We start from the raw sequence: 25,079 nt of genomic DNA, 5'->3' as shown, positions 1-25,079 counted from the left end.
GCCCCTCAGTAACGGATTTTCGGATCGAACCAGGCATAGGCCAGGTCGGTCAGCAGGTTTACGAGTACGGTCAGGACGCCATATAGGATCGTGACACCCAACAGCACCGCGTAATCACGCGATAGCGCGGACCCCACATAGGCCTGCCCCAGTCCACCGGTCGAAAAATAGATGTCCACAAAGACCGAACCCGTCAGTACGTAGACGAAAACCGGACCCAGATAAGACACGACGGGCAGCAAGGTTGGTTTCAGCGCATGGCGCCAGATCACGGTTCTGGTTGGCAAACCCTTGGCGCGGGCCGTGCGGATGAAGTTCGAGTTCAGAACTTCCAGCATCGATGATCGCGTGATCCGCGCAATGGATCCCATATACGAGGTGGCAAGCGCGATAACCGGCATGATCAGATACGGCCACTGGCCGCCATTCCAGCCGCCGCCCGGCAGCCATCCGAGCCACAGAGTGAAGGTCAGGATCAGGATCGGGCCCATGATGAAGTTCGGCAGCGCCTGTGCCGCGATGCCCAGACCAACAGCGAAGTAGTCGATCCAGCTGTTGTGCTTGATCGCAGCGGCAATCCCAAGCGCGACTCCGACGGTTGTTGCCACCAGAAAGGACAGCGAACCGTAGGTCAGCGAGATCGGGAAACCCTGCGCGATGATGTCGTTCACGTCCCTGTCCTTGAATTTGAAGGACGGGCCGAAATCAAAATGCACGACGATGTTGTACAGATAATCCCAAAGCTGTTTCCACAGCGGCTGGTCCAATCCGTACCGCGCCTCGATATTGGCCAGGACCGCGGGCGGCAGAGGCCGTTCCGAGGTGAAGGGCCCACCTGGCGCGAAGTGCATCAGAAAGAAACTTGCAACGATCAGCAAAAGGATCGTTGGGACGGCGATCAGCAATCGCCGGACGATATAGGCAAGCATTTCATGCCCCCATTATTGGCTTTGCCCCGGAAAGAACTCCGGGGCAAAGCTTGGTCTAAGGAAGATTATTCGGCGGTTTTGTAGAGGTTCTTGGAATACCAGTTCTGCTCTACGTTTTTGACCGGCCAGTTACCGACATCGCTGTCCATCATGTAGACGCCAGCATAGTGATAGATCGGGATAACGGGCGTCTCTTGCGCGATGATACGCTCGACCTCGGTGTACAGAGGTGCGGCATCGTCAGAGGTTTTGGCTTCGGACAGCAGTTCATCAACCCGGGCGTTGTTGTACTTGCCGTCGTTATAACCGGAATCCGACTGTAGCAGATCGAGGAAGGTCGAGGCTTCGTTATAGTCGCCACACCATGCTCCGCGTGCCATATCGAAGTTCTGGTTGCCACGCTCTTCCAGGAAGATCTTCCATTCCATGTTGGCCAGCTCGGCATTGACGCCCAGCTTTTGCTTCCACATCTGGCTCAGGGCCACGGCAACTTTTTTGTGCGCTTCCGAGGTGTTGTAAACCATCTCAAAGCTCAGTGGGTTGTCGGGACCATAACCAGCTGCGGCTAGCAGTTCCTTGGCCAGTTCGTCGCGCTCGGCCTGCGACATGGACGCCATTTCTACGTCTGGAACGTCAAAGCCAGCGGTTGCTGCCGGGGCAAAGGTATAAGCCTGCGGCTGCCCACCTGCCATTATGTTCTCAGTGATGATCTTACGATCAACTGCCAGGGACAGCGCCTGACGGACGTTCGGGTCCTTGAAGGCTTCGGGGCCACCATCGGACAGGTTGAACGTGTAATAATAGTTACACAGGCGCGGGAAGCTGATTGCTTCTTCCGGGTGCTCTTTTTGCAAGCGTGGGAACTGACCTGCGGGAACTTCTGTGCGGTCCAGCTCACCTGCCAGGTAACGGGTCAGCGCGACGTTTTCGTCGTTGATGACCAGTGCCACGACTTTTTCGATGATCGTGTTGTCGTTATCCCAGTAGTTTTCGTTCCGCTCACGAACCGAACGTTCCTGCGGCAGATGCTCGGTCAGGACGTATGCACCGTTCGATACGATGTTTTCAGGCTTGGTCCAGGCGTCGCCAAACTCTTCGATAACTTTCTGCGGGGCAGGGAAAGTGGTCGAATGCGTGGTCATTTGCGGGAAGTACGGCAGCGGTGCGCTGAGCGTCACTTCAAGCGTGTGGTCGTCGATGGCTTTAACGCCCAAGTCGTCAACCGACTTGTCACCTGCGATGATTTCAGATGCGTTCTCGATCGACATCAGTTCCATGAACCATGCATAGGGCGAGGACAGGGCGGGATCGACGGCACGTTTCCAGGCGAAAACAAAATCGCTGGCGGTTACCGGATCACCATTCGACCACTTCGCATCGTCGCGCAGGGAAAAGGTGTAAACGTCTTTGGAGTCGTTGGTGGTGTAACCGGTGGCAACACCGGGGACCAGATTGCCGTCTTCGTCCTGGTTCATCAGGCCTTCGAACAGGTCACGCACGATCTCGGCGCCGGAAACATCCTCAACAACTTGAGGATCGACCGAGCTGTGTTCGTCCAGAATACGATAGGTAAAGGTCTGGTCATCCGCCAACGCTTCGCCGGTAGTCGGATGGGTTCCGGCGGCAAATGCAGCACCGGTTATCATGGTCGAGGTCAATAGCCCCGCAAGAGATGTACGAATATACTTGTTCATGTTTTTCAACTCCCGTTTTTTTTTCAGCAACCCACGCGCATCCCTTCAGGATGGCTGAGGGCCACCATGTTTGTCCGACCCAGAAAGAGACCGGGACTGGTTCGAATTTTGCTTTTTCAGATCGCAATGAACACCGCGTCGCAGTCTTTCGGTTTGCAGTCGGGAACGTGTTTGCAAAAGTCGCCTTTCACTGATGTCGAACGTGGCATTATTTCAAAAAAGGTTAAAGCCTTTGCCTTAAAATTGGGCAACCAGAGGTGGAATGTGAATGGAAACGGGGGTGCAGTGGAAATTTTATGTTGAAACTCGGAGGCTTCGTGACATTTTCGTGAAGGGTGCCGATTTTCGTTTGGTTGTTTCCGTCGGGTCAAACAGCTGAGGGGGCTCTGGAACAGGGCGAATCGCTACTGTTTCAGGCTGGCCTTCATTCCCGCATCAGGAAAGCAGGTCGGAGTCTGGCCGATCGATTCTTGCCAACGCCCGATCGAGCGGCGGGTTTTAAAACCCGGTAGGCCATCTGCCCCGCCCACGTCGTGTCCTTGTTGTTCCAGTGTGCGTTGCATGGACGCTATGTCAGACCGGTACAAATTTCCCACCTTGCCCCAGCGTCCTGTGAAATCGCCAACGCCATATTGAATGCGGTCTCCGACGTGTCCAACGAACAAGGCATAAAGATCGCTTTTGTTGTATTCCTTGAGGACATAGAAGTTTGGTGTGACGACAAAGGCAGGGCCGTTCCGCCCCGCGGGCATCATCAAATACCCCTCTCCGGCCAATTCATGTCTTGGAAACGGCTTGCCTGACACACGGGTAATTCCCATTTCGGCCCAGTCCCGAATGGGTCTGCCTTGGTCAGGGCCTTCCAGTGCGCAGGATATGGTGTCAGGAACTATGACCTCGAACCCCCAATCTCGCCCGGTCCTCCAACTATGCTGCGCCAGATAATTCCCGATAGAAGCAATTGTATCTTCGGCTGAGGTCCAAATGTCGGCCTTCCCGTCCGCGTTCCCGTCGGCCGCATAGGTCAGGAAATTGGAGGGCATGAATTGCGGTTGACCCAAAGCGCCCGCCCAACTGCTTTTCATTGTGCCCGGTGGTGCATCGCCCGCCTCGGCGATTTGCAGTGCCGCGATCAGCTCTTTGGTAAAATAGTCAGCGCGGGTACTCATGAACCCTTTGGTGCCCAACACCTGGAACGTGTTGTGCCGAATGGGAACTTGCCCATAGCCGCTCTCACGACCCCATATGGCCAGAATGATGCGGGCGGGCACGCCTGTTTCGGCCTCGACGCGCGACAAGGTTGCGGCGTGTCGCCGGGCCATTTGCCGCCCGACTGATGTCGCACCCTGTACGGAACCCGCCTTGAAGTAGCGACTCGGAGAGCCAAATTCAGCCTGTTTTTGCCGTTTCGGGGTTTTGATCGGTTGCCCCGGCGGCACCAGATCGGGCAATTTCCAGTTCAGCGTCACACCGTCAAAGGCCTGCTGCATCGTGCGCCTGGAAACACCCTTGGCCCTGGCCTTCGGCCAGATGGTGTCTTGCAGCCAAGACTGGAATTGTCTTTCAACCGCAGCACGATCTTGTGCGGTTGCGCTTGTGGACAGGCACCAAAGACCCAGGACGAACATGATCCATCGCATCGCTTAAGGTCTGGCTTGGTCAAAGCCGCAAGTCAACAGCGGTTTTCCTGAGGTTTTGTCTGCGCCCATCCCCACCGTTGATCCGGGTCGGTAGCAGAGCACCGACCTATTTGGGAAAAAGCCTTGAGAAATTTCATTTGTCTGCCGATAGTTGGCGCGAGAGCTTGCTTTAGGAGGACAATCAGGCGTGGCCCTATTCCGAATGTCACCAAAGGCGATGCAAGTTGTGATTGTCGCTGCGGCTCTCTCTGCTACGGCGCAAGCTGCCGGTGCAAGTGACAGTTTCATGGACCCACAAGGTCCGATTGCCGCTGTCCAAAAAGTGCACCTTTTCCGGGCAACTGTCCTGATCCTATTGGCGGTTATTCCGGTTCTTGTTCTGGTGCCGCTGATTGCTTTTCGGTATCGCCGCCGCAAAGAAGGCGGAGCCACATACCGGCCCAAGTGGGATTTCTCCGGTCCGTTGGAGTTCGTTATGTGGGGCGTGCCGGTCCTGATTGTCGCGCTGCTGTCTTTCTATCTGTACGCGTCGACCCACCGATTGGACCCATATTCGGATCGCTTTGGCGAAATGCCTGCGCTGAACGTTCAGGTCGTCGGATTGGATTGGAAATGGCTGTTCATCTACCCTGACCTAGGCATCGCCAGCGTCGGAGAGCTTGGCATTCCCGTCAAACAGCAGGTCGCAATGACACTGACGACCGACACTGTGATGCAGTCCTTCATGATCCCTGCTTTGGCTGGCCAGATTTATGCAATGCCCGGTATGACGACAGAACTGCATGTCGTGTCGGATGTGGCTGCAACAATGCAGGGCGAGAACACCCAATATAACGGGCGCGGGTTCACCAAACAGAAGTTCCAAACCGTCGCCATGTCCGCTGAGGAATTCAACGAATGGGCCGACAAGGTCCGCAGCAACGGCATTGCGCTGAATGACGAGACCTATCGCATTTTAGCCATGCGGACGGACCGGGACGAGGTGCAGGCCGCGTTGGGAACCGCGCAAATGCCAGATAACGCGTTGTATTTCACGCTGGAGGACAGCAACCTGTTTCATTCAATTGTGCATCGGTATCACGGCAACAATGCTCTGACCGCCGACCAGCAGCCAGGGACGGTAGAATTCGGACGGGAGGCGCAGCAATGACCACCAATGGTTCTGGCTTCTTCGGCCGCCTGGATTGGGACGCGTTTCCGATCACAGGGCTTATTCAGGATCCCAACACAAATGAGATTGTCGCCAACACGGCCGCTGCGATAGTGATCGTCGGTGTCATCGTCGTCGTCGGATCATTAACGTGGTTTCGTCTTTGGGGACCATTGTGGCGCGATTGGCTGACCAGTTCGGATCACAAGAAGATCGGCATCATGTACATCGTCTTTGCAATCGTCATGCTGGCGCGCGGTGTGTTGGAAGGCGTGGTAATGCGTGCGCAGCAGGCGGCAGGGCAGGGCGACGGGTTTCTAGAGGCCGAGCATTTTGCCGAGCTCTTCAGTACTCACGGGACCATTATGATCTTCTTCGTCGCCGTACCATTTGTGTTCGGTCTTGCGAATTTCCTGATACCGCTGATGATCGGCGCTCGCGATGTGGCTTTCCCCGTGATGAACCAAATCAGCCTTGGGCTGACCGTCTCAGCCGGGATGATGCTGATGGTCTCGCTTGTGGTGGGCGAATTTTCGACTGGCGGCTGGACAGCATACCCGCCGTACACTGGTGCGGCGTTCAACCCTGGTGTCGGTCCGGACTACTGGATCTGGGCCATTGTCGTTTCAGGCATCGGAACAACACTTACGGGCATCAATTTTGCGGTCACGATCTATAAGCTGCGCGCGCCTGGCATGAAATTCATGCGGCTGCCGATGTATTGCTGGACAATCATCTGCAGCTCAATCCTGATCGTCTTTGCCATGCCGCCTCTGGGCGTTGCCGCACTGATGCTTGCAGCAGACCGGTATCTGGACTTTCATTTTTTCACCAACGACCTTGGTGGCAACATGATGAACTATGCCAATATGTTCTGGCTGTTTGGTCATCCCGAAGTCTATTTGCTGGTTCTGCCAGCCTACGGTATCTACTCTGAGATCTTCGCAACATTCTCGGCCAAGCGCCTGTATGGCTACAACTCACTGGTTATCGCCACCATGTCGATTGCGGTGTTGTCGTTCACCGTCTGGCTGCACCACTTCTTCACTATGGGTCAAAGCGCGCTGATCAATGCCGTGTTTGGCATCGCCACAATGCTAATCGCGATCCCGACCGGCGTGAAAGTCTATGACTGGATGGCAACGCTGTTCCGGGGGCGCATCCGGTTTTCCGTTCCCATGCTCTATGGCCTGTCTTTCCTGATGCTGTTCGTTATAGGTGGGCTATCCGGCGTGATCCTCGCCAACCCGACGGTGGACTATCAGGTTCACAACACACTGTTCCTGGTCGCCCACTTCCATAACGTCCTGTTGCCAGGCGTGCTGTTCGGACTGCTTGCCGGATACAACTATTGGTTCCCCAAAGCATTCGGGTTCCGCCTGAACGAGTTCTGGGGCCGTATCTCGGTTGCGTTGTGGACCGTCGGGTTCATGCTTACATTCCTGCCGCTGTATTTCGTCGGCCTGATGGGAATGCCACGCAGGTCATTCAGTTGGGAGGACCCGAGTTTCCACCCGTACATGATCGTCGCCGTCGTCGGCGCGCTGATCATATTGGCGGCTTTGCTGTCGGTGGTCGTGCAACTGTGGGTCAGTATCCGTAATCGGGAAAACGCACGCGTTCCGGTCGGTGATCCGTGGGATGCGCACACGTTGGAATGGGCGATCCCGGCCCCGCCTCCCTCCTACAATTTTGCCATCATCCCCCATGTGACCGATCGAGACGATTTCGCCGCCGCGAAAGAGCGCGGCAACGCGTATCCGTCGCCTGATGCCTATGAGGATATCTCGGTTCCGTTAAACACTGGCATTGGGTTCAGTCTCTGCGTGCTCAGCGGGGTTTGGATGTTTGCGCTGGTCTGGTGGATTTGGTGGTTGGCAGCGTTGATGACAATCTTGATGCTTGCATCCTTTATCGCGTGGACGTTTAAGGCCGAAACAGAGCGGGTCATCCCGGCAGACGACGTGCGTAAGCAGCACGAAGCCTGGTTGGATCTGGTTCACAATTCTACGCCCGTTGACCGTGATCACGAAACTGCCCCGGAAAATCGCGGATTGGCCCGCTCTGATCTGGAGGCCGTGACATGAAACGCGCGCCCACCCACAGCTATCCCGGCCTGAACCTTGGACGGCGGCACGCAAGTGCCGACAAGGCAAGCGAAGTCGTCACCTTTGGGTTCTGGGTCTTTCTGATGAGCGATCTGGTCTATTTCGGGCTGATGTTCGCGATCTACATCACGATGATCGACGCACAGGCAGGCGGACCCGGGCCGCACGAGCTGTTCGACCTTAAAAGCATCTTTGCGCAGACGCTGATCCTTTTGACCAGCAGCCTTACCGTGGGTCTGGCGATGCTTGCGCTCAAATACAATCTTCCGCGGTGGCGGATCATATTCTGGTTCTTCGTGACTCTGGTTCTTGGTCTCAGTTTTCTGGTTCTGGAGATCCGCGATTTCATGGCGATGGCGGAAAAGGGCGGTATCCCTCAGCGTAGCGGTTTTCTGTCCGCGTTTTATGGCTTGGTACCCCTTCACGGCCTGCACGTTACAGCAGGGTGCATTTGGCTGATCGTGCTGGGCATTCAGCTAAGGGTCTTTGGCCTGACTGATCTCCTGATGTCACGCGTGGTGCGGCTGGCGTTGTTCTGGCACTTTCTGGACCTCATCTGGATCGGCATCATCACGATCGTTTATTTCGGAGGGCTGACTTATGGATAAACGTAGCGAAATGCATCGCCGCGAGCGCCGCCGTTATGTGATCGGCTATGGTGGGTCGCTTTTGTTGACCTTTGCAGTTTTCGGAATCGCTTATCGTTACGGCATTGAGACAAAGGGCGTTTACCTTGCAATCAGTCTGCTTGGGTTGGCTCAGCTGATCGTACAGCTGGTTTATTTCCTGCACATCGACCGACGTCGCAGCAGCCGCGAAGATCTGGACCTTATCCTGTTTTCCACGATGGTGCTGCTGATCATCATTCTTGGAACTGTTTGGATCATGGGTAATCTGGCGGTTCGGATGCACACGTTTCCAATGTGACGTTCGGCCAAGCCAAATGAAGGGGGCTGGTTCATGAAATCTCTTAAGGTCGTTGGCGCGGTGGTCATCTTGGGCGCAATTGCCGTCGGGCTGCTGTTGTACTGGCGCCATCAGGAACGATACCCTTCGACCGATGACGCCTATGTGGGGGCGAACATCATATACGTGGCACCACAAATCACCGGTCAGGTTGCCGAAGTGCTTGTGATTGAGAACCAGCCGGTCAAAACCGGGGACTTGCTGTTCACAATCGACGATACGCAATTCAAAGCCTCGGTCGATCAGGCCAAGGCCAACCTCGACAGCGCGGTGCAGCAGGCGCAGTCTTACGGTACGCAGATCGCGGCTGCACAAGCAGTGGTCGACAGCACGCAGTCGGCCTACAATACGGCTCAGAGCAATCTGGAACGTGCTAAGGCGCTGTTTTCAGATGGTGATCTGGCGCAGGCGTCACTGGATCAGACCAGTTCGGAATTTGCGCGCGCCGCGGCGCAACTTACCACAAGCCAATCCGCCCTGTTGGCCTTACAAAGTGGTTTGGCGGCCAAACAGGACGATATACTGTCATCGCAAGCCCAAGTGGAAATTGCTCAGGCCAATCAAAATTGGACCAAGATCTTTGCATCGGCAGATGGGTGGATCGCCAACTTGACTCTCAGGCCCGGATCGTCGGTTTCAGCTAACGCGCCGCAGTTTTCGATCGTCGAGTCGTCTGATTGGTGGGTGGATGCCAATTTCAAAGAGACATCACTGCCGCGCATTCGTCCGGGTCAGCAGGTCACGGTAAAGATCGACATGATGCCGGGCGTCACCCTGACGGGCAAAGTTGCGTCAATCGGACGGGGGTCGGGGGATACGTTTTCGCTTCTGCCGTCCGAAAATGCCAGCGGCAATTGGGTCAAGGTGACGAGGCGCTTTCCGGTGCGGGTTGAACTTGATCCCACGGATGCCCCATTGCGCGTGGGCGGCAGTAGCAAGGTGACCGTGGATACCACACCGCAGGCCCAAAAATGACATCCCCGGCAGCAGGCCACATCAATCCGGTGATTGTGGTTGCTGTTGTCCTCAGCGCTATTCTTGAGGTGCTCGACAGCACAATCGTCAATGTCGCGCTGCCCCATATTCAGGCGGCGTTCGGCGCAACAACCGATCAGGCCACATGGATACTGACCAGTTATATTGTGTCGGCCGTTGTGGTCATGCCACTGACTGGTTTTGTCGCCCGCCGCGTCGGCCGTCGACGTCTGATCCTGACCGCTGTGACCGGGTTCGCGACGATGTCGGTCATGTGTGGCCTGTCCTGGAGCCTTGAGACCATCGTCGCCTTTCGCCTGGCCCAAGGCATGTTCGGCGCCTTTCTGATCCCGTTGTCTCAATCCATTCTGTTCGACGCCTACCCCCGTGAAAAACGTGGGCAGGCGATGGCGGTCTTCGGTTTGGGAGTCGTCGTGGCCCCGGTGTTGGGTCCCACGGTAGGAGCAATCCTGACCGAATACTTCTCGTGGCGAATGGTGTTCTTCGTGAACCTGCCGGTAGCCGCGATGGCGTTGCTTTTGTTGGCCGGAGAGTTGCCAGACGACGAAACCGAAGAGGTTCGCATCGATTGGAAAGGCCTTGCCCTTCTGGCCATTGGCATAGGCTGCCTGCAATTTGTTCTGGATCAGGGAGAGACCAAGGACTGGCTGTCATCACGGGTCATTCAGGTTGCCCTCATCGCGTCGGTTTTGGGCGCGGTTGGGTTTATCATCCATGTGCTGACCACGGAAAAGCCGGTTGTCGACTTGCGGTTTTTCGCGGATCGCAATTTCGCGCTGTGCAATCTGGTTATCGCAGGATTTGCCATTTCCCTGTTCGGAGGTATCGCGATCCTGCCGACTTTCGTTCAGAACTTGCTGGACTATCCAGTCATCACATCGGGCCATCTTTTTATCCCGCGAGGGGTCGCCGCCGGGCTGTCGATGGTCCTGACCGGAGCCGTTTTGGTCACGCGTTTCGATCCGCGTGTTCTGGCCGGGCTGGGTATGCTTTTGACGGCTGTCAGCAATTTCATGATGGGGGCGCTCAACATGGATGCTGGATTTTGGGAGCTTGCCTGGCCTGGGGCGGTTAGCGGTCTGGGAATGGGGCTGGTGTTTGTGCCGATGTCGATATTGGCGTTTGAAAGCATCTCCAAGTCGCGGCAGGATGAGGCATCCGGGCTGTTCAATGTGACCCGCCAGCTGGGCTCATCGGTTGGAATTTCCTTGGTCGGAACTTGGGTCGTTCGGGGCCTTCAAACAAACACGGCTGTTCTCAGCCAAAATGTGACGCCCTATAACCCGGCCGCGCAAGCTTATCTTGCGCCACTGAACCTGACGCCAGACAGTGCGCAGGGGGCGGCCATTCTGGGGCAGGAGATCGCGCAGCAGGCTGAACTGATTTCATATCTAACCGTCTTCAACAATCTGGGGCTTTTGGCCTTGGCGACCATTCCGCTGCTGTTCTTTTGCAAAGCACCTAAACCTGGAACGCAGACGTCGGTGCCTGCACATTAACGCATTACGAACAAGCCAAATGCCAATGCCGCCCAGCAAAGACCCAGGCTGAGCAATATATTGCCCGCCGCCAGCGCAACGGTCCGTTCGCGTCTGAGTTCCAGCGACTGATAGGCAAAACTGGAAAAAGTCGTGAAGCCGCCACAAAAGCCAAAGACCAGGCGTCTTTGTTCTTCGCCCATCTCATTTGATCCTCCGAGGTATCCGATCCACAAACCCAGCAGCAGGCTACCCAGAACGTTTACGATCAGGGTCGAAAACGGCAGGTCATGAACAATCCGCAGTGCGATCCAGTGGCGCAAAACGGCCCCTAAACCGCCGCCCAATCCGAACATCGCGTGCAGAAACAATTCGCTCATTCGGTCGCCCTTGGTGGAGAAAAGCGTCTTCCGATAGCCTCACCCAGAATGGCTGCTGCCAGTCCCGCGACGATTTCCAACGCGGCGGCTGAGGCTGCGATCCAGATGTTGGACAAGGCTAACCGCTCCAATTCCGCAACAAATGAGGAAAAGGTCGACAGGCCACCACAAAAGCCGACAGCACCAAGATGCAGAACATGGGCATGGACGCGGTTTCGCACCGAATAAAGCCACCCCAGTATGAAACAGGCCACGATATTGATGCCAAAGGTCTGCGTCAGAAAACCGGCACCCGGTATATTCACCGAGAACAACTCGCGCAGTAGCGACCCAACTGCGCCGCCAATGAACACGGCTCCGAACATCAATGCCGTGGTCCGAACATGCGTTCGTTTCTGTGTCACAGCCTGCCGTCCTGCCCCTATCCCGTTTCCTCGGGCATAATAGCTGGCGTTGCCCGGATCAACCGTGACCAATTTCCGGACTACATTTCACATCTTCGCCCGTTTGCGTGAAGGCGGGCACAATCGCTTGCAATCTAACAGCGATTTGCCCCACGTTTGGCGAACACCTCGGCTGCTACCGCAGGCCGGAAAGCACGCGACCCTGGGAGAGCACGAATGATTGTACGCAGACTCTATTACTTCATTGCATATGTGTGTCTGCCGCTGACCCTGTTGTGGGGTTTTTTCTGGCCGCCCGCCCATTGGTTGCTGGTGGTGCTCATTCCATATGCCGTGATCGGCCTTTACGACATGCTGACGACCAAACACAACGTGCTGAACAACTATCCGGTCCTGGGGCATTTCCGGTATATGCTGGAGTTCGTCAGCCCGGAAATCCGGCAGTATTTTGTGGAAACCAACGAAAGCGGCCGCCCTTTCAATAGGATCGTACGATCACTTGTCTACTCGCGGGCCAAAGGACAGGTGGATACGCAGGCCTTTGGTACGCAATACGACGTCCTGTCAGTCGGATATCATCGTGCTAACCACTCGCTTGCGCCCAAGCATGTGGATGAAAGCGAAGAACGGATCATGCTGGGTGGCCCGCAATGCACGCAGCCATACAGTGCGTCGCGGCTGAACGTCTCCGCCATGAGCTTTGGGGCGCTCAGCGCCAATGCGATCCGGGCACTGAACGGCGGCGCCAAGGACGGCGGATTTGCGCATAACACGGGTGAGGGCGGCCTGTCCCCGCACCATCTGGCCGAGGGTGGCGACATCATTTGGCAGATCGGAACAGGCTATTTCGGCTGCCGCACGCCCGAGGGTGGTTTTGACAAGGACCTGTTTGCCGAAAAGGCAAAAAAGGACGTTGTCAAAGCGATTGAAATCAAGCTGTCGCAGGGGGCCAAGCCATCGCATGGCGGGGTGTTACCTGCCGCAAAGGTGGATCAGGAGATCGCTGAAATCCGTGGCGTGCCCGAACATCAGGACGTGATATCCCCGCCCACCCACTCTGCCTTCGAAGGCCCGACCGGTCTGATCCATTTTGTACAGCATCTGCGGGAAATGTCTGGCGGTAAACCAATCGGGTTCAAGCTGTGTATTGGCAGACCGTCCGAATTCATGGCGATTTGCAAGGCGATGCTGGAAACAGGAATCCTGCCGGACTTCATCACGATTGACGGTGCCGAAGGCGGTACCGGTGCTGCCCCGGTCGAATTCACCAACCGTTTGGGCATGCCGCTGAACGAAGCGCTGATTTTCGTCAACAACTGCCTGCGTGGCGTCGGTTTGCGCGACAAAATCCGGATCATCTGTTCGGGTAAGGTAGCCACCGGCTACGACATGGTCGAAAAATTCGCGCTGGGGGCGGACATGTGTAATGCAGCGCGCGCAATGATGTTTGCCGTGGGGTGCATTCAGGCGCTGCATTGCAATACGAACCGCTGCCCATCAGGCGTAGCCACCCAGGACCCGATACGGGGCAGGGCGGTCAATGTTCCCCAAAAACGCGAACGCGTACACCGCTTTCACGATGCGACATTGGAAAGCTTCCGCGAACTTTTGGGCGCTATGGGCAAAGACAAGGTGTCGGACCTTCACCCGGTAGATATCCGCCGTCGTACGGCAGACGAGCGGGAACGGTCTTATGCCGAACTCTATACCCTTATTGACGAAGGCGTTTTGTTGACCGACACAATTCCGCCCGACTACGCGGCCGATTGGAAACTCGCTTCGGCGGACCACTTTTAATTTTTTTGGCGACATCGCCAAGGATTGACGTTTTCGATCCGTCATACTCAGTGTGATGCGTATGAAAACATCGGATGAGGACTTGGCCAGGGCCGCTGCGGACGGGGACGCTGATGCGTTTGCGACCCTGTTGCAGCGCCACTATGACCGGATCTTTCGTCTGGCTTTTCGCCTGACCGGACGGGCTGATCAGGCCGAGGATCTGGCACAGGATATCTGTGCGGCGTTGCCCACCAAAATCGCGGGTTTTCGGGCGCAGGCCAAGTTCACAACCTGGCTTTATCGCGTTGTCGTCAACGCGGCCGAGGACGCCCGGCGTCGCCAAGCAAGTCACAGTCGCGCTGCCGCAGGGTGGGGTGATGTGGAGCAATTGCGACGGGCAGAAGCGACCGAGACGGCCCAAGCAATGGATTGGTTGCAGCGCGCCATGCGGTCTCTGCCACTCGATTTGCAAGATACTCTGGCCCTGACATTAGAGGATGAAATGACACACGCCGAAGCTGCAGCAGTTCTGGGCGTGTCCGAAGGCACCGTGTCCTGGCGCATGTCGGACATTCGCAAACGTCTGCGCGCCCTGCGACAAGAGGAATTGGCACCATGACCGATGATCTTGATGACTTCAAAGCCTTGATGGATGCTGCGACGCCGGCACCAGATGCCGAACGGCGGGCGCAAAACTTAAAACGGGCTCAGAAAAATTATGCACACAGCCAAGGATCGCATGCTGCGATGCGTCCGACTGTTAAGCGAGGCCCAATGGCCCGCATGACAGAAGGAGCGAAATCCATGTTGAATGCTTTGTCCCATCGCGGCGCCCTAACCGCGACAACCGCAATTGCCGCTGTTGCGCTGATTATGTTCGTGCCGCAATCCCGCGACATCGTTGTGCAGCCCCTATCGCGCAGCGAAAGCCCTGCGCCCGCACCCGAAGCAGATTCTGCCGTATTGGAAGAACCCGTCGTTGAGGCCCCGGTCGTTGTTGAAGAGTATGCCGCGCCCGTGCGATCCAAAGCGGCCGCCCCTCAGCAAGGCGTTTCGGGCTTGGTTGCTGGAAACACTGCGCGACTTGGCGTCACTTCGGGCGATGCTACTCATATGATGGTTGAACGCGAGGTGGGAATTCTGCCCCTCTCGGATACCGAGGCGTTTTCAAACGCTGAAGCCAATCCTCTGAAAGTCACCAGTGAAGAGCCTGTTTCCACCTTTTCAATTGACGTCGATACGGCCTCGTATTCGATCGTCCGGTCCTCTCTTATGCGCGGTCAGCTTCCACCCAAGGATGCCGTCCGTGTCGAAGAGATGGTAAATTATTTTCCTTACTCCTACCCCGCGCCAGAAGGGGACGCGCCGTTCCGGCCGACGATCACAGTAACACCGACGCCTTGGAATGAGGGTACTCAGCTTGTGCATGTCGGTATCCAAGGAGCATTGCCGCAGATTGAGGACCGACCACCGCTTAATCTGGTCTTTCTGATCGATACGTCGGGATCGATGCATGATGCCAACAAACTACCACTGTTAAAACAATCGTTCCGTTTGATGCTGTCAGAGTTGCGAGATGAGGACGAGGTCTCGATCGTGACCTATGCCGGAAGCGCGGGGCAGGTTCTGGAACCCACTGCGGTCGTGGAACGTGACAAAATCCTCGGCGCGCTCGACCAGTTGGAGGCAGGCGGTTCGACCGCAGGTCAGGCCGGGTTGCAACAGGCATATCAGGTAGCCGAAAGCATGAGCGCCGACGACGAGGTCACGCGCGTCATCCTGGCAACGGATGGCGACTTTAATGTTGGCTTGTCTGATCCTAATGCGCTGAAAGACTTCATAGCAAATAAACGTGACAGCGGTACGTTTCTGAGTGTTTTGGGTTTTGGCCGGGGTAATCTGGATGATGCCACGATGCAGGCACTAGCCCAGAACGGAAACGGACAGGCCGCGTATATCGACACGCTGAGCGAGGCGCAAAAAGTCCTGGTAGACCAGTTGACCGGCGCATTGTTCCCAATTGCCAACGACGTCAAAATCCAGGTTGAGTTCAACCCGTCACAAATAGCCGAATATCGCCTGATCGGATACGAGACGCGCGCGTTGCGTCGAGAAGATTTCACCAATGACAAAGTTGACGCCGGTGATATTGGAGCAGGCCATTCGGTCACGGCGATTTACGAGGTCACGCCTGTTGGTTCAGACGCCATCCTGAACGACCCGTTGCGCTATGGTGCCCAAGCGGTGCGCGATGGTTCGGATGAGATCGGGTTTTTCAAGCTGCGTTACAAAATGTCGGGATCTGACCAAAGTCAGTTGATCGAACAGCCCATTGCGGCGCTGCAGGGCGAGGCTACAGACGATGTCCGCTTTTCCTATGCTGTCGCCGGATTCGGGCAGTTATTGCGCGGTGCAGAGTATCTGGGGAACTGGTCCTACGACGATGCGATCGGATTGGCGAACGCGGCGCGTGGCGAAGATCCCTTTGGGTACAGGGCCGAAGCTGCCACGCTCATGCGGCTTGCACAAACACTGTCAAGGTAACAGCGGGCAATGGGGCGCTGCGTTGGGCAGCGCCCGTGTCCCGTCAATACGATCTTTGGTTGTTGGCCGCATGTGTATTGATCCGGCGCACGCTCCACTCTACGGCGTCGCGCATGGTCCTGCCCAAAGCATCGTCAAAGGCTTTCACAAGGTCAGGCGTCGCATCGCTAGCAGAGGCAACAACTTCCCGAAATGAACTGGACGCGATGATCTTGTCTTCGAATTCATCAATGATCTTAATGTTCATGCGCACTTCGACGCGAATGGTTTTTGTCCCCTCAACATCGCTGACGACGAACCCCTGAAATTCGCGCAGGTCCGGAACGATGACATAATCTGCGCGCAGACCCACGGTTGAGCGACCAACAGCGGCCACCTTGCCGCTGTTTTCATAGCTTTCGACCAACAGCGCCTGTACGATAAGCGGTGCACGGTCGACCCATCTGGCGCGCGGTAGATATTGCACCTGCAATGGGGTTGGCTGAACAGCGATCTGATCGGTATTGACCGCGGCCGTAGCCGTCGGTTCCTGTACAACGATTTGTTTTTGCACACGCGGTAACGAAGACGAAAAGGTGCTTTTGGGCGTCAAGAGATACAGGTCGTTTGGCTTGGAGGCCTGCCTCAGCGTACCCAACCCGGTGCATGCGCCCAGCGACACCAACGCCAGAACCAAAAGAAACAGCCTGATCATTGGCGAAACTCCGAAGCTTGGGTTCCCAGTAAGAACCTTGCTGGGTCACGTTCGACTTTGTCCACCAGCCGATCCAGGCTGATCACCAGTCGTTGCGACTCTTCTATGAAACGTGTGAATTGGGGCAGGCCGACGCGGAGGAAGTCGGACAATTGCCGCCGATTGTCCTGGACGATGCCGTCGATGGTCCCCAGTAACTCGGATGCCGATCGCGATGCATTGAGGATATCTGCCGAAATCTCGTCCAGCTTGCTTGTGACATTAGACACCGTCGAGGCGACCTGATTGGCCGCATTGCGGATATCGTCCATGACTGCGCCGACGTCTTTGTTGATGACCTCATTGGCCGAGTCAAAAGCGCGTTCCGCAGAAGCCAATGTGGTGTTTGCCGTATCCATCGCTGCCGTGATCGACCCCAGTGTTTTGTTTGCATTCACAAAGGTCTCGGTCGCGGTCGCCAAAGCAACGCTGCCTTCGTCGGACAGGCCGGTCAGGCGTTCTGCCAATGTCGAGGCGCGATCGATGAAGGGTTTCACGTCGTCCTGTATTATGCGATCGGCCGATTCAATTGTGGTCTTGGCGCTGTTCAGTGTTTCCGTTGCGGACTCGGATGCAGTTTTTACGCTTTTGAGTGTGTCTGTCCCTGTCGTCAGGGTGGTTTCGGCTGTGTCGGCCAATTTATCAAGCCGCGTTGTAAAGTTGCCCAGTTGCTTGGCAGCGCCGCCAAGGTCGGTGGACAAGCTTTCGAAATCTGTCAGCGTTTTGTCCAGCCTGCCGGATGCAGAAGCCAGGTTGTCCAAAATTTTGCTGACGGATTGGCGGTTCTTGTCGTCAACGACCGAATTCAGACTCTCAAGCAGGGTAACCGCCTCATCCAGAACTTTCGGGGCACCTTCGAACAAGGATTGAATCGCGCTGCGCTTGCTTTTGATTACGCTGTTTTCCGGCAAGGGTTTGTCGCTGCTTTTGCCACCCGTCAGCTCAACATAACTGACGCCAGTTACGCCCAGAGATTGTAGCTGCGCGATGGTATCTTCGGTGACGGGTATGTCGGCATCTACTTCAAGCTTAACGCGCACCTTTGACGGATCGTCCTCGTCCAGGTTCAACGAAATCACCTGACCAACGGGCAAGCCGTTGAAGCTTACGCCGCCCGCAGAGGAGAGGCCCGATACGTTTTCGAACAGAACGTCGTAATATGCGTATTGGCGCGACACCTCGAATTTCGCGAGCCATAGGAAAAACCCGAAGGCACCAAGGATGCCCGCGATTGTGAACGCGCCGATCAGGATATAGTTTGCCCGGGTTTCCATAGCCTTTACCTGTCCTGACCCTTCTCTTGCGCCGCGCGGGCCCGGGGGCCGGTGAAATACTCTTGAACCCAAGGATGGTCGACTTTGGTCATTTCTTCAATCGGACCTTCAACCAGAACCCGTTTTTCTGCGAGCACTGCGACCCTATCGCAAATGGCATAAAGACTATCGAGGTCATGCGTGACCATAAAGACCGTCAAGCCTAATGCATGCTGCAATTCGCCGATCAACTCGTCATACGCAGCCGCGCCGATTGGGTCGAGACCCGCGGTTGGCTCGTCCAGAAACACAATTTCCGGGTCCAACGCCAAGGCGCGGGCAAGGGCGGCGCGTTTGCGCATTCCGCCGGACAATTCGGAAGGCAATTTCCCGCAACTCAGTTGCGGCAAACCGACAAGGCTGATCTTCAGGTTACCAAGCGCGCACATCAGGTTTTCGCTCAGCCCTGTATGTTCGCGCAGTGGCGCCATCACGTTCTGCAAGACCGTTAGCGAGGAAAACAATGCCCCATCCTGAAAGGCAACGCCCCAGCGACGCTCAATCCGGCGGCGTTCCTGCTCTGGGCCATTCAATACGTCGACACCCAGCACCTCGATGCTGCCCGCCGCGGGTCTGTTCAAGCCCACAATCGTGCGCAGCAGAACCGATTTGCCAGTTCCCGATCCGCCGACGATCCCCAGAACTTCACCACGCCACACATCCAGATTCAGATTCTGATGTACAACTTGAGGCCCAAACTGGTTTGTAAGATTGCGAACGCGGATAACCGCTTCGCGTTGAGCGTCGGATTTAGAAGTTTGTTCCAGCGTCGTACCGTCCAACTCAGACCTCCATCACCGAAAAGAAGATCGAGAACAAAGCATCCAAAGCGATCACCAGAAAGATGGATTGCACAACCGAAGCCGTGGTTCGTTGCCCGACGGATTGGGCAGACCCCTTGACCTGCATGGCCTGCCAACAAGCAATTACGCCGATGACCAAAGCAAAGAAGGGGGCCTTGATCATGCCAATGGCGAATTGCCAAATACCGGTGTTCTCTTTCAGGCGTGTGACGAACATGCCCGGGCTAACACCCAGGTCAATCCAACTCATCAATCCGCCGCCGATAAGGGCGGCAAGGTCGGCGATGAAACCAAGGATCGGCAGCATGATCAACAGGGCAACAACACGCGGGATCACCAACACCTCGATTGGGTCCAAACCCAACGTGCGCATTGCGTCGATCTCTTCCTGAACCTTCATCGAGCCAATCGAGGCGGTAAAAGCCGATCCTGAACGCCCCGCAACGATGATTGCGGTCAGCAAAATGCCGAGCTCACGCAAAACTGAGATCGAAATCAATTCGACCACGAAAATCTCGGCGCCGAACTGCTTTAGCTGGGTTGCGCCCTGAAAGGCCAGTACGACGCCGATCAGGAACCCCATAAGGGCAACGATCGGGATGGCCTTGAGTCCGGTCTCTTCCATTTGCGAGACCAAGGCCGCTTTGCGCAGACGGCGCGGCATTAGAATTGTACGGACAAGGCGATGCAGCGTCAGACCCAGGAAGCCCAGCAGGGATAGCATGTCTTTTCCGGCCTGGGCGGTGCGTTCCCCGACACTTGCGACCCAGTCGGTAAAACTGCGCTTTTCAGTTGCCACACCGGGGTCGTCGGGAATGTTTTCCGCCACGGTGTCTAAAAGAGCGGAATGGGCGGGCTTTAACCCTTCATAATGTACGGTCGCGCCACTTGCCTTTGCGCGCCGTGCAACATCGGCAATCAGCCATGCGCCACCGGTATCCAGTGCTCCGACCTTCGAAAGATCGACTGTTAGTTCGTCTCTGTCAGCGCTAAACTCTTCAAACGCCTTTTCGACCGTGTCCAGGGATTGAGTCACCAAATCACCCGAAACCCGCAGGTAAACGCCGTTGGCGTCACGGTCCGACTGTATCACTGGCTGCGTCATGAGCGTATGTGATGGCAAAGGACATTGACCTGCAACGGATTTTTGCGAACTGTGTTGTATTTATTGGCGCTCAATAGCGTCTAAGTGACATCTCCAGACACGAAGGTCGTGGTTGTGGTTGGTTTTGCGCTCAACTGGGCCGACCGGCGCAAGATCATTTCAAATAAATCTGTTGCTTCTGTTGCATGGGCGCGCCGGGCGAAAATCCGATGGGTCGTGACTCAGGTGTTGCGGGGTTCTGCGAACCAAGACAGAGTTCGCTCTGGCGCCACTGACGTGGAATCAAGGAGAGCGAAATGCGGCACGCTAAGAATGTTTTGTTCATCATCATAGATCAGTTGCGCGCCGACTGTCTGAACGGCGCTTTAGCGGCCCATGTCGATCTGCCAAACCTGCGTGCATTCATGGACGAGGCGGTGACGTTTGACCGGCATTTTTCGGTGACCAACCCCTGTGGTCCATCGCGTGTGTCAATCCTGACCGGGCAATATGCGATGAACCACCGATCGGTTCGCAATGGAACCCCGTTGCGGCATGACACCCCGAACATCGCGACCGAAATGCGCAAAGCCGGCTATCTGCCCATGCTGTTTGGATACACGGATACATCCGCCGACCCTAGGGTACATGACCACAACGATCCGATCCTGAAATCCTATGAACACCCAATGGCTGGGTTTCATGAGGTCCTCGAAATGCGGTTGGAGGAATCCTATCCTTGGCGCGGACATCTGATGCAAAAGGGCTACGCGTTCGAGGATTACTGGGATGTTCACAAGCCGGTCGCGCCGGATGGGGGTGAACCCCGGTTGAATGACCCGGCTATGTACCGGGCTGAAGACAGCGATACAGCCTTTCTGACGGACGTGTTCTTGAACAGCATGGCGCCTTATGTTGGCCAAGACTGGTTTGCCCATCTGACCTATATTCGACCACACCCGCCATTGGTCGCCCCGGCACCCTACAACGATATGTATGACCTAGCGACCCTGCCTCGGCCCGCAGGGTTCTCTGATCCGATGGATGAACGGGCGATGCATCCGTTTATTGGCCCGACAATTGACAATACGTCCGCCGGTGACTTTGTTTTGGGCTTTGAAGGGGTAGAGCCGACGCTTGAAAACATCCAAACGCTGCGCGCGGTTTATCTGGGTCTCGCAACCGAGGTTGACCATCACATCGGGCGTGTCGTCCAATTCCTGAAGGATAGTGGCCAATACGACAACACGATGGTTGTCATTACTGCGGACCACGGAGAGATGCTGGGCGACCGACACAGCTGGGGCAAGATGGCGGTCTTTGACGCCGCCTATAAAACGCCATTGATGATTAGGGACCCCAACAATCAATCGCATGCCGGGTCGGTGATCTCGGTACCGACGGAATCCATCGACATTACGCCGACTATTTTGGATTGGATCGGCCAGCCGATCCCAAATTCCATGGACGGTCGATCGTTGCTGCCGCTGATGCAAGGGCAAATCCCTGACGATTGGCGCAGCTATTCCTTCAGCGAGTTGGATTTTGCCGAACCAGAGCAACCTACGATCTGGCAGCAGGTTTTGGGTACGGGTAATAGCGATTCATGTCTGGGCATCCTGAGGGATGAGCGTTTCACTCTGGTCGAGTTCGCCGCAGACCTTCCGCCCATGCTGTTTGATCACCAGGATGGTGGAGAATTGCGGAACAAGGCGAATGATCCCGAATATTTGTCGGTCTTGATGCGCCTATCCAGACAAATGTTGCGCCATCGGATGAAAAATATGGATCATACACTGTCTCTGGATTCCATTACGGCGGATGGTCCCAAGACCAAATCCAGGTATTGATCGCAAAATATGTGCGACCCGTTTTTCCAACCTGTCGCGCTCTTGCCCTCTACACCTGTAACAGATCCAGTGTTACGCATGTGTCGCGGGGAGGATGGATTTGGAAATAACCGAGCAACAGATAAAGTCCATGACGACGGCTGGTCTGAATCTGATCGGCCAGGCCCTGTCAATTTATGACAGCCAGCTTCGGCTGGTGGTCAGCAATCGACCGTTTCAGACGATGTTTGATCTGCCGGACCATCTTGTACAGCCCGGCGCCTTGTTCAGCGACACAATCCGGCACCTCGCATCCAGTGGCGAATACGGCGATGTCGATGATGTCGAAGCGGCTGTCGATCTGCGCGTCAATCAGGCGCTGACATTCGAACCTCATTACATCGAACGCGTTCGGGCCAATGGTCAGGTTATTTCGGTTGAAGGTGCCCCCTTGCCCAAAGGCGGATGGGTGGCGGTCTATACAGACATCACCAATACGAAACAGGCTGAGGCGCTGTTGCGCGCCCGTTCCGAGGAGCTTTCTGGTCAGTTGTTCGACCGGGCTGAAGAGCTGTCAGCAGCGAACAGAAAACTGGCGGCCACAAACTCGGCTTTGGAAGAAGCCAAACGCCAATTGACCGAGATCGAAGCGCGCACCCGTATGACGACCGAGATGATGCCGGCCCATATTGCACATCTGGACGCCAAAGGCTGCTACGATTACTCCAACCGGCGGCTAAACTCGGTCATGCCAGGTCGCCCGTCCGAGATTTTGGGTATGCATATTTCTAAGGCTTTGGGCTCTGCCGCTTTTACACGGGTCCAGGCGCATCTGCAAAAGGCCTATGCCGGAGAAACCTCTGTTTTCGAATTTACCGAGGATCAGGATTCCAGGCGCATTCGCGTATCCTTCACACCTGATGGCGAAGGTGGTGTTTACATCATGTCCGTCGACATCACTGAGGAAACGCAAGCGCGCGTCGCGCTGCAACAAACCCGTCGCCGCGCGATGGCCGCACAAATGACCAGCGGGTTGGCGCATGATTTCTCGAACCTTTTGACCATTATTCTGGGCATGCAGTCCAGGCTGGAAAAGATGGATTTGCCGGAAGATGCTCGTGAGCTGATTGACGCTACCAAGCAGACAGCGCGCAGGGGTGGGCAACTGTTGAATCGCATCGCCGATATGACGGGTAACCGGACACCTCAACCCAAAGCGACGGACATGCGCGGATTGCTTGAGGATTTGCGCATTCTGGCCTCTCCATCCCTGCCGCGCGGGGTCGGCTTGTCGGTGGTTAATACGTTGCCGGACAAAGCTCTGATGCTGGATCCCGGGATGGTTCAGGACGCCTTGCTGAACCTGGTTTTGAACGCGCGGGATGCTTGTGGAGAATCCGGCCAGATCACAATCAGCGCCCATACCATTGGTGAGATATGGACCGAAATCGCAGTGTCAGACACTGGCCCCGGGTTTTCGAAAGATGCATTGGAAAAGGCGTTGAACCCGTTTTTCACAACCAAAGGCGACAAAGGGTCGGGTCTTGGTCTGCCGATGGTCTACGACACCGTCAAGCTGGCCGGCGGCGACCTGAGTTTGCGCAATACTCCGTCAGGTGCATCGGTCATTTTGCGACTGCCGTACCGAGCAGCCCTGCCAGTACAGGAAGGGTTGGTTCTGTTGGTCGAAGACAGCGACGATCTGCGCAGTCAGTTCCGCGATATGTTGGTCGACATCGGGTTTGCAGTGATTGAGGCGACGTCTTGTGACGAAGCCATCACCCTGGCAAAAGATGTCAAAGACATTGCTTTGGTGCTGTCCGATATTCGCCTTGAAGGGCAGGAGACGGGTTTGGATCTTTTGGCAAAACTGGAGCCCGCGTTGCCCCGTATCCTTATGACATCCTTGCCTTATTCCGATCCGTTGTATCGCGAGGCGCTGAAACGCGCGCCGGTGCTGCGGAAACCCTTCACCCGGGCGCAACTGTCTGCCCTGATCCGTGACGAGGCTGCCTGATGACCCAACCGCTGGTAACCATTGTCGATGATGAGCCCGAGATACGGCGCATTCTGACCGACGCGCTTGAAGAAGCAGGGTTTCGCACCCAGAGCTTTGCGCGCGCGCGGGAATTCGAAGCGTCGCTCAAACGGGTTACGCCGGACGTATGTCTGGTTGATTTGTCCCTGCCGGATACGGATGGGTTGGCACTGGTCCATCGGCTGGCATTGGAGCAGGGGGCTTCGGTCATCATCATTTCTGGTCGTGCGCAGGTACAGGATCGCGTCACCGGTCTGGAACTGGGGGCGGATGACTATATTACCAAGCCGTTCGACCCGGCCGAAGTTGTGGCACGCATTCGGGCGCGGTTGCGATCCCCCAAGGCGCAGACCGCACAGTCTGACGTGGCACGTTTCAACGGCTGGACGGCCTACTTTGATCGCTACATCCTAGAAGACGGATCCGGTGCCGAAACTCCGTTCAGCCATGCAGAGGGCGAAGTTCTGAAGCTGTTTCTGGAAAGTCCCAAGCGATTGATCAGCCGCACTCAGATGCAAGATGCCCTGGGTGGTGCTGCCGGCGACAGTTTCGATCGTGCAATGGATGTCAGAATTTCCAGATTGCGGACCAAACTGGGCGAAGACCCCAAAAACCCTCGCCTGATCAAAACTATCTATGGTGCCGGATATATTTTTTTGGGCGATGTTGAATGGTAAGCACTGGTCAAAACGACGACTTGCCGCACAAAAAGACAGGGCGCTGTTCCGGTCGTGTCGCGGTTTTTTGACTGAGGTAGAGGTAAACGCATGCCTTGGTGCTTGTTGATGTTAATCAATCGCGAGCAGGTTTCTGAGTGATTTCCTTGAAAGGCTGCCACTTACCCACGGGATTGGATGAAACCTATCTGCGAGTTCGCGGTAGGTGGGTGCAAATTTATTGAGGCGTCAACATAGCATGAAAAAGTCAGTTCACACCCGGACTCCCTCTGTTTCTGCGGCTTGCTCAATTGGCAAGGAGCAGCGCCACTTGAGCGGTTCAAATTGAAAGTTAGTGCACGGTTGGCCTTGACCTCTCCCGGTTTCCGGTCAGGTATTCATGCGGCCTTTCGGGTTTCGGTTAGTTGGCCACGATTACGTTTAGCGTCAAGTTTCCGAGCGAAGAATATGACCTGTTTTCATAATAGTCGTGCCTCCAGTTGTTGATCTGGGTTTGCGCGCCATCCATCGGCAATAGCCATGTCGCGTCCTCGT

General features: G+C 55.9%; 21 protein-coding genes. 12 read left to right on the top strand and 9 right to left on the bottom strand.

The features are described 5' to 3' along the window. Nucleotides 1–5: 5 nt before the first annotated feature. The 3 genes from oppB to AC2FFP_RS17455 form a co-directional block, all read right to left on the bottom strand. Nucleotides 6–929, bottom strand: coding sequence for an oligopeptide ABC transporter permease OppB (gene oppB / locus AC2FFP_RS17465; RefSeq protein ID WP_058277210.1), 924 nt, complete (start codon nucleotides 927–929; stop codon nucleotides 6–8). A 65-nt stretch (nucleotides 930–994) separates the two neighbouring features. Beyond that, nucleotides 995–2,623, bottom strand: coding sequence for a peptide ABC transporter substrate-binding protein (locus AC2FFP_RS17460; RefSeq protein ID WP_496706595.1), 1,629 nt, complete (start codon nucleotides 2,621–2,623; stop codon nucleotides 995–997). A gap of 404 nt (nucleotides 2,624–3,027) precedes the next feature. Next, entirely contained in the window at nucleotides 3,028–4,251 is a 1,224-nt protein-coding gene (locus AC2FFP_RS17455) for a lytic murein transglycosylase (protein WP_496769263.1), read from the bottom strand. A gap of 199 nt (nucleotides 4,252–4,450) precedes the next feature. On the opposite strand from AC2FFP_RS17455, the gene AC2FFP_RS17450 reads away from it, so the two are divergent. Genes AC2FFP_RS17450 through AC2FFP_RS17425 form a run of 6 tightly spaced genes read left to right on the top strand, consistent with a single transcriptional unit; the run spans nucleotide 4,451 to nucleotide 10,982 of the window. Next, the gene (locus AC2FFP_RS17450; RefSeq protein ID WP_496769265.1) at nucleotides 4,451–5,413 is read left to right on the top strand and encodes a ubiquinol oxidase subunit II; all 963 of its coding nucleotides are present in this window, start codon (nucleotides 4,451–4,453) and stop codon (nucleotides 5,411–5,413) included. Then, nucleotides 5,410–7,500: a cbb3-type cytochrome c oxidase subunit I gene (locus tag AC2FFP_RS17445; RefSeq protein WP_496881287.1), complete on the top strand. Its 2,091-nt coding sequence runs from the start codon at nucleotides 5,410–5,412 to the stop codon at nucleotides 7,498–7,500. Before AC2FFP_RS17450 ends, AC2FFP_RS17445 begins: the two co-directional genes overlap by 4 nt. Next, a complete protein-coding gene (locus tag AC2FFP_RS17440) occupies nucleotides 7,497–8,129 on the top strand; it encodes a cytochrome c oxidase subunit 3 (protein WP_282152113.1) in 633 nt (210 codons plus the stop codon). The genes AC2FFP_RS17445 and AC2FFP_RS17440 overlap by 4 nt, the downstream gene beginning before the upstream one ends. Further along, a complete protein-coding gene (locus AC2FFP_RS17435; RefSeq protein WP_113790775.1) occupies nucleotides 8,122–8,448 on the top strand; it encodes a cytochrome o ubiquinol oxidase subunit IV in 327 nt (108 codons plus the stop codon). Before AC2FFP_RS17440 ends, AC2FFP_RS17435 begins: the two co-directional genes overlap by 8 nt. A 33-nt stretch (nucleotides 8,449–8,481) precedes the next feature. Continuing rightward, entirely contained in the window at nucleotides 8,482–9,462 is a 981-nt protein-coding gene (locus AC2FFP_RS17430) for an HlyD family secretion protein (protein WP_496769269.1), read from the top strand. Next, on the top strand, nucleotides 9,459–10,982 hold the full coding sequence (locus tag AC2FFP_RS17425) for a DHA2 family efflux MFS transporter permease subunit (protein ID WP_496769271.1): 1,524 nt from the start codon (nucleotides 9,459–9,461) through the stop codon (nucleotides 10,980–10,982). Before AC2FFP_RS17430 ends, AC2FFP_RS17425 begins: the two co-directional genes overlap by 4 nt. Here AC2FFP_RS17425 and AC2FFP_RS17420 read toward each other — a convergent pair. Both AC2FFP_RS17420 and AC2FFP_RS17415 read right to left on the bottom strand, forming a co-directional pair. Next, nucleotides 10,979–11,341, bottom strand: a complete 363-nt coding sequence (locus AC2FFP_RS17420) for a fluoride efflux transporter FluC (RefSeq protein WP_496769273.1) — start codon at nucleotides 11,339–11,341, stop codon at nucleotides 10,979–10,981. The genes AC2FFP_RS17425 and AC2FFP_RS17420 overlap by 4 nt on opposite strands. Then, on the bottom strand, nucleotides 11,338–11,745 hold the full coding sequence (locus AC2FFP_RS17415; RefSeq protein WP_496769275.1) for a fluoride efflux transporter FluC: 408 nt from the start codon (nucleotides 11,743–11,745) through the stop codon (nucleotides 11,338–11,340). The genes AC2FFP_RS17420 and AC2FFP_RS17415 overlap by 4 nt, the downstream gene beginning before the upstream one ends. Nucleotides 11,746–11,961: 216 nt before the next feature. Here AC2FFP_RS17415 and AC2FFP_RS17410 point away from each other — a divergent pair, with 216 nt between their 5' ends. The 3 genes from AC2FFP_RS17410 to AC2FFP_RS17400 all read left to right on the top strand — a co-directional run bounded on the left by AC2FFP_RS17410 (nucleotide 11,962) and on the right by AC2FFP_RS17400 (nucleotide 16,068). Further along, entirely contained in the window at nucleotides 11,962–13,542 is a 1,581-nt protein-coding gene (locus tag AC2FFP_RS17410; protein WP_496845098.1) for an FMN-binding glutamate synthase family protein, read from the top strand. Between the two features lie 61 nt (nucleotides 13,543–13,603). After that, on the top strand, nucleotides 13,604–14,143 hold the full coding sequence (locus AC2FFP_RS17405) for an RNA polymerase sigma factor (RefSeq protein WP_496845144.1): 540 nt from the start codon (nucleotides 13,604–13,606) through the stop codon (nucleotides 14,141–14,143). Beyond that, nucleotides 14,140–16,068 (top strand): vWA domain-containing protein, encoded by a 1,929-nt coding sequence (locus AC2FFP_RS17400; RefSeq protein ID WP_496845097.1) that lies wholly within the window; start codon nucleotides 14,140–14,142, stop codon nucleotides 16,066–16,068. Before AC2FFP_RS17405 ends, AC2FFP_RS17400 begins: the two co-directional genes overlap by 4 nt. A 43-nt stretch (nucleotides 16,069–16,111) precedes the next feature. On the opposite strand, the gene AC2FFP_RS17395 is transcribed toward AC2FFP_RS17400, so the two are convergent. From AC2FFP_RS17395 to AC2FFP_RS17380, 4 genes are read right to left on the bottom strand one after another with little or no spacing between them, the layout of a single operon-like run. Continuing rightward, complete coding sequence (locus AC2FFP_RS17395; protein ID WP_496740334.1) at nucleotides 16,112–16,762, bottom strand: ABC-type transport auxiliary lipoprotein family protein; 651 nt, start codon at nucleotides 16,760–16,762, stop codon at nucleotides 16,112–16,114. Next, a complete protein-coding gene (locus tag AC2FFP_RS17390; protein WP_496769283.1) occupies nucleotides 16,759–18,075 on the bottom strand; it encodes an MlaD family protein in 1,317 nt (438 codons plus the stop codon). The genes AC2FFP_RS17395 and AC2FFP_RS17390 overlap by 4 nt, the downstream gene beginning before the upstream one ends. Nucleotides 18,076–18,080: 5 nt before the next feature. Then, a complete protein-coding gene (locus AC2FFP_RS17385) occupies nucleotides 18,081–18,896 on the bottom strand; it encodes an ABC transporter ATP-binding protein (protein WP_472725066.1) in 816 nt (271 codons plus the stop codon). A 1-nt stretch (nucleotide 18,897) separates the two neighbouring features. Beyond that, complete coding sequence (locus AC2FFP_RS17380) at nucleotides 18,898–20,022, bottom strand: ABC transporter permease (protein WP_496725046.1); 1,125 nt, start codon at nucleotides 20,020–20,022, stop codon at nucleotides 18,898–18,900. A 296-nt stretch (nucleotides 20,023–20,318) separates the two neighbouring features. Between AC2FFP_RS17380 and AC2FFP_RS17375 the strand changes: the two genes are divergently transcribed. The 3 genes from AC2FFP_RS17375 (at nucleotide 20,319) to AC2FFP_RS17365 (ending at nucleotide 24,545) form a co-directional block, all read left to right on the top strand. Then, the gene (locus AC2FFP_RS17375; protein WP_496769285.1) at nucleotides 20,319–21,851 is read left to right on the top strand and encodes a sulfatase-like hydrolase/transferase; all 1,533 of its coding nucleotides are present in this window, start codon (nucleotides 20,319–20,321) and stop codon (nucleotides 21,849–21,851) included. 130 nt (nucleotides 21,852–21,981) lie between these two features. After that, nucleotides 21,982–23,847 carry a PAS-domain containing protein gene (locus AC2FFP_RS17370; protein ID WP_496845096.1) on the top strand — a complete coding sequence of 622 codons (1,866 nt, stop codon included), beginning with the start codon at nucleotides 21,982–21,984 and terminating at the stop codon, nucleotides 23,845–23,847. Beyond that, entirely contained in the window at nucleotides 23,847–24,545 is a 699-nt protein-coding gene (locus AC2FFP_RS17365) for a response regulator transcription factor (RefSeq protein WP_496725040.1), read from the top strand. The genes AC2FFP_RS17370 and AC2FFP_RS17365 overlap by 1 nt, the downstream gene beginning before the upstream one ends. Nucleotides 24,546–25,079 lie beyond the last annotated feature (534 nt).

The organism is Ruegeria sp. YTSC004 (assembly GCF_059609805.1).
The sequence above is the reverse complement of the archived record's forward strand: the minus strand, read 5'-3'. Positions and strand labels throughout refer to the sequence as shown.

Excerpts from the sequence above, each read along its gene's own strand:
- oppB (WP_058277210.1), bottom strand. The coding sequence starts at position 929 with ATGCTTGCCTATATCGTCCGGCGATTGCTGATCGCCGTCCCAACGATC.
- AC2FFP_RS17460 (WP_496706595.1), bottom strand. The coding sequence starts at position 2,623 with ATGAACAAGTATATTCGTACATCTCTTGCGGGGCTATTGACCTCGACC.
- AC2FFP_RS17455 (WP_496769263.1), bottom strand. The coding sequence starts at position 4,251 with ATGTTCGTCCTGGGTCTTTGGTGCCTGTCCACAAGCGCAACCGCACAA.
- AC2FFP_RS17445 (WP_496881287.1), top strand. The coding sequence starts at position 5,410 with ATGACCACCAATGGTTCTGGCTTCTTCGGCCGCCTGGATTGGGACGCG.
- AC2FFP_RS17440 (WP_282152113.1), top strand. The coding sequence starts at position 7,497 with ATGAAACGCGCGCCCACCCACAGCTATCCCGGCCTGAACCTTGGACGG.
- AC2FFP_RS17435 (WP_113790775.1), top strand. The coding sequence starts at position 8,122 with ATGGATAAACGTAGCGAAATGCATCGCCGCGAGCGCCGCCGTTATGTG.
- AC2FFP_RS17430 (WP_496769269.1), top strand. The coding sequence starts at position 8,482 with ATGAAATCTCTTAAGGTCGTTGGCGCGGTGGTCATCTTGGGCGCAATT.
- AC2FFP_RS17425 (WP_496769271.1), top strand. The coding sequence starts at position 9,459 with ATGACATCCCCGGCAGCAGGCCACATCAATCCGGTGATTGTGGTTGCT.
- AC2FFP_RS17420 (WP_496769273.1), bottom strand. The coding sequence starts at position 11,341 with ATGAGCGAATTGTTTCTGCACGCGATGTTCGGATTGGGCGGCGGTTTA.
- AC2FFP_RS17410 (WP_496845098.1), top strand. The coding sequence starts at position 11,962 with ATGATTGTACGCAGACTCTATTACTTCATTGCATATGTGTGTCTGCCG.
- AC2FFP_RS17405 (WP_496845144.1), top strand. The coding sequence starts at position 13,604 with ATGAAAACATCGGATGAGGACTTGGCCAGGGCCGCTGCGGACGGGGAC.
- AC2FFP_RS17400 (WP_496845097.1), top strand. The coding sequence starts at position 14,140 with ATGACCGATGATCTTGATGACTTCAAAGCCTTGATGGATGCTGCGACG.
- AC2FFP_RS17395 (WP_496740334.1), bottom strand. The coding sequence starts at position 16,762 with ATGATCAGGCTGTTTCTTTTGGTTCTGGCGTTGGTGTCGCTGGGCGCA.
- AC2FFP_RS17390 (WP_496769283.1), bottom strand. The coding sequence starts at position 18,075 with ATGGAAACCCGGGCAAACTATATCCTGATCGGCGCGTTCACAATCGCG.
- AC2FFP_RS17380 (WP_496725046.1), bottom strand. The coding sequence starts at position 20,022 with ATGACGCAGCCAGTGATACAGTCGGACCGTGACGCCAACGGCGTTTAC.
- AC2FFP_RS17375 (WP_496769285.1), top strand. The coding sequence starts at position 20,319 with ATGCGGCACGCTAAGAATGTTTTGTTCATCATCATAGATCAGTTGCGC.
- AC2FFP_RS17370 (WP_496845096.1), top strand. The coding sequence starts at position 21,982 with ATGACGACGGCTGGTCTGAATCTGATCGGCCAGGCCCTGTCAATTTAT.
- AC2FFP_RS17365 (WP_496725040.1), top strand. The coding sequence starts at position 23,847 with ATGACCCAACCGCTGGTAACCATTGTCGATGATGAGCCCGAGATACGG.